At 36.5% G+C, this 3,699-nt stretch carries 4 protein-coding genes and 1 pseudogene; 3 read left to right on the top strand and 2 right to left on the bottom strand.

The features are described from left to right. Both ON15_RS06810 and ON15_RS12295 read left to right on the top strand, forming a co-directional pair. On the top strand, positions 1-458 hold a 458-nt coding region (locus tag ON15_RS06810; protein WP_010580742.1), incomplete at its 5' end, for an aryl-sulfate sulfotransferase. Then, positions 446-667 carry a GNAT family N-acetyltransferase gene (locus tag ON15_RS12295; protein WP_056970827.1) on the top strand — a complete coding sequence of 74 codons (222 nt, stop codon included), beginning with the start codon at positions 446-448 and terminating at the stop codon, positions 665-667. The genes ON15_RS06810 and ON15_RS12295, both read left to right, overlap by 13 nt. 102 nt (positions 668-769) lie before the next feature. Here ON15_RS12295 and ON15_RS06815 read toward each other — a convergent pair whose 3' ends face one another. Both ON15_RS06815 and ON15_RS06820 read right to left on the bottom strand, forming a co-directional pair. Further along, positions 770-2,020 (bottom strand): ABC transporter permease, encoded by a 1,251-nt coding sequence (locus ON15_RS06815; RefSeq protein WP_010580743.1) that lies wholly within the window; start codon positions 2,018-2,020, stop codon positions 770-772. Continuing rightward, a complete protein-coding gene (locus ON15_RS06820) occupies positions 2,013-2,909 on the bottom strand; it encodes an ABC transporter ATP-binding protein (RefSeq protein ID WP_010580744.1) in 897 nt (298 codons plus the stop codon). The genes ON15_RS06815 and ON15_RS06820 overlap by 8 nt, the downstream gene beginning before the upstream one ends. 593 nt (positions 2,910-3,502) lie before the next feature. Here ON15_RS06820 and ON15_RS12020 point away from each other — a divergent pair. Next, a pseudogene (locus ON15_RS12020) lies at positions 3,503-3,669 on the top strand (transposase); the annotation flags it as partial. Positions 3,670-3,699: the final 30 nt, after the last annotated feature.

The following is a 3,699-nucleotide window of genomic DNA, read 5'->3' on the forward strand; positions in this document are numbered from 1 at the left end:
CAAAAGCTACCTCTTTAGAGACTGAAACTAGTAATAAAGGGTACCATGATGTGATTCATGCTAATACGATCCAGTTACTTAATGATAACCAAATTTTGATCAGTTCGCGAGAAACCTCAACAATTATGAAAATCAGTGATCTGGAAACTAAGCCGAAACTTGATTATTTGATTGCTGATAGTTCAGTCTGGCAAGGCATTGATAATTACAGCAATTTACTTTTGAAAAAAGAAACTAACTTTGTTTCACAAGCTGGGCAGCATTCAGTTACTTATACTCCAACATCCCAAAAGGGAATCTATTATTTAGAAATGTTCAATAATAATTCTGCGATTATGAACTCACGGCCAAGTTTCAAATGGACAAACTATCCTAATCGGTTAGACATGTTAAACAAGTCATTCAAGAATAGTTTAATAACTATTTATGCCTACGATAAAAAAAGTTGGTTGGTTTAATCCGGGTAATTGGAGATGGTGCTTCAATAATATATATTCAGGATATTCTAATCTTGCCAACCTATCAGCGAAAAGGAATTGGCAGCGATCTAATAAAGCGTATATTGGCACTCTATCCAGATTATTACCAAATTAATTTGTTAACTAGTGACGAGAAAAAAACATCGCGTTCTATCGAAACATCGGATTTAAGCCTGTTAACGAGTTAGATTGTATTGCATTTACTTATACAAAAAGCTAAGCCAAAATGGGAAGTTTGATCTTTTTTGACCAAGCTGCTTTCTTTAATTTTTCGGCTGAAAAGTACTTTCTTACTTTTTCCATTCCGCTTGCCAAATCCGAAAAGATTGCCGAATCGCTTTAATGATGCCTGCTTCTGAGTACACTAAGACGTTAGTTTGGTAGACTTTAACCACAATGAAAGTGAAAACAATTAAGAAAATTACCGCAATTACTAAACTAATCCCAGCAGCTAACAACGTTGTGTGCTGTAATGCTAATCTAACAGGCATCAATTCAACATTAATAAATGGTATATAACTGAAAACCTTAATCAACATTGAATCACCAGCTTGGGCCATTAGCGACAGAAAATAGCCAGCCAAAGCCAGCAGTGAAATTGGCATAACTGCTGTATTAACTTGTTCTTGATTGGCTACTAATGAACCTAATAAGGCTGCTAAAACTGCAAAAGTCATTGTCCCAATGATAAAGAATAAAATTGCCATCAATGAAGTTGTTGACCAAAAAACTGATAAATCAACCGCTGGTAAAATATCCTCGACAAATGATTGCTGCTTTAGCCAAGTCCAACTTAAACCTCCTGCAATAACATAAATCGCTAATTGTGTCACGAGCAACAATAAAATTGCCGTTAATTTAGCAAAAAACTGTGTAGTTGCACTAACCGAACTCAGTAAGATTTCCATAATACGTGAACCCTTTTCAGTCGCAATTTCCTGTGCCAACATTTGACCATAAACTGTAATAATTAACATGATAAAAATTGTTAATCCGGTTGCAAAAGCATAATTAGCCGCTGAAGCTGAATTACTTTTCGCAACTTGTTTGCCATTTTCAATAGCGACCGTCTTTTTTTGCACTTGAGCTGGGGTGGTCAACGCCTGTAATTGTGCCGATGTTAATTTTAACCGACTCGCAGCTTGACTAGTTTTCAAACTTGTGAGCGCTGCCCGCATTTTACTCAAATCAGCACTCGTTTCCGCATTGGCTAATTCAACGTATTTTGCCGAAATATCTGGTTCCGTTTTAATTGTCAAGATCCCAGTAATACTTTCATGCTTCAATTTTCTCTTGGCCTGAGCTGCTGACAAAGATTGGTAATGAATATCAGCATCATTGGCTTTTTTCAAAGTTTGTGCAATCGCTGGATTATCCGTTACAACTGCCACTTGAGCTGGCTGATCGCTCTGGCTAACATACCAACCAATTCCAATCACAATTGCCAACAAAATTAACGGTGATAAAACTAATGATAACCAGGAACCACTTTTTAAGTTTTTACGATAAACTTGACTGGTAACGATCCAATACTTATTCATCAGCTGCACCTGCTTTCAAGCGAAAAATTTCATCCAATGATGGCGGCACTTGACGAAATTCAGGAATGTATCCTTCTTTGGTTGCTGCCGCAAAAATTTTTTGTCCCGCAGCTGGATCATTGAGGGTTAATTCAAATTCTCTTCCACGTTGTTTGATAGCTTTAACTTCAGGATAGGCGACTAATTGTTCACGGGTTAGGTTGGACTCTAAGAAAAGCTTGGTACGTCCGAAACTTTGCCGGATTTCACTAACAGCACCACTAAGAACAACTTGACCATTTTTTAACATGACTAGTTGATCAAAAATTGCTTCAACATTACCCATGTCGTGACTCGAATAAATAATAGCTGAGCCAGCATCGCGCAACATTAAAATTCCTGCTTCTAACAAACTTGCATTTACCGGATCAAGCCCGGAAAATGGTTCATCCAAAATAACCAATTTAGGCATATGAATCAAGGTTGCAATTAACTGAACTTTTTGTTGGTTGCCTTTACTAAGATCTTTAACCTTGTCTGTCAACTTTCCCTTGACCTGGAAGCGCTTCACCCATTGCGGGATTTGTTGGCGAATCTCAGCTAACTTCATCCCATGTAATCGAGCAAAGTAGGTCAACTGTTCACCAACCCGCATTTTAGGGTACAACCCCCGTTCCTCAGGCAAATAACCAATTTGATCGTAATCTGTCCGGTTCAATGGTTGATTTTCCCAAGTAATTTGGCCACTATCTGGTGTTAGAAAGTTTAAAATCATTCGAAATGTCGTCGTCTTTCCGGCCCCATTTTGTCCGATCAGGCCCAAGATCTCCCCCGGTTTGACTTGGAAGCTTTCATGATCAACGGCTGTTGCTTGACCAAAAGTTTTCGTCAAATCATTTACTTGCAGCATTGCTTCACTCCTTTGTATTTATTACTAGTATAGCAAAATTAGCTAGCTAAAATCATTATTCCATTCAATCCAAAATATAACTCAGAAAAAAGTCTTATCAAAATAACTGGTTCTATAATATTTGGCACTGACAGAAATATTCTCTATCTAGTACCAATTTTTACTCGGAATTAAAGACGCAAACCTTATTCTTGATCCTAAATTTGGTGAAAATTATATCCCTGAAGAAATTTTATTACCATTCAGGAGTCACTTTTGCTAGCTTTTAATCTAAAAAGCATATTTCTGTTGTAGTTAAAGATTGGACCACTGTTGCGTTAAAAAAAATTTCTCAAACAGATAAGACTATGCTGTTTCTTAATGACTAGCAGGCGCTTTTCTAAGTTGTTTGCTGAAGATGTCTAATGAACTAGCTTATAAATTATTACCAAACGCTATTACGTGTCCGCCATTAAGATACAAAAGCCTTAAGTAATTTATTGGACTCAGCTACTGAGATGCCTAAACAAATAAAGAAAACTATCTGAACGCTGCGTAAACATCAAAGCAAAATCAGCAACCATTTCAAGACTTCATTTTCAAATGGATCAGTAGAAGGTACCATAATAAAATCAAAGTTATTAAACGAACCGCTTATGACCTTAGAAATTTTGAGAACTTTCGTTTAAGAATCCTGATAGCTTTAAAAAACAGTTATCTCAGTCTAAACTATCATTACTATATTAAAAAAGCCATCCATTCCGCAGAACAGATAGCTTAATAATTCAGCTATACCAATTTAAATTACAAA

The organism is Liquorilactobacillus vini DSM 20605 (genome assembly GCF_000255495.1).
Taxonomy (GTDB): domain Bacteria; phylum Bacillota; class Bacilli; order Lactobacillales; family Lactobacillaceae; genus Liquorilactobacillus; species Liquorilactobacillus vini.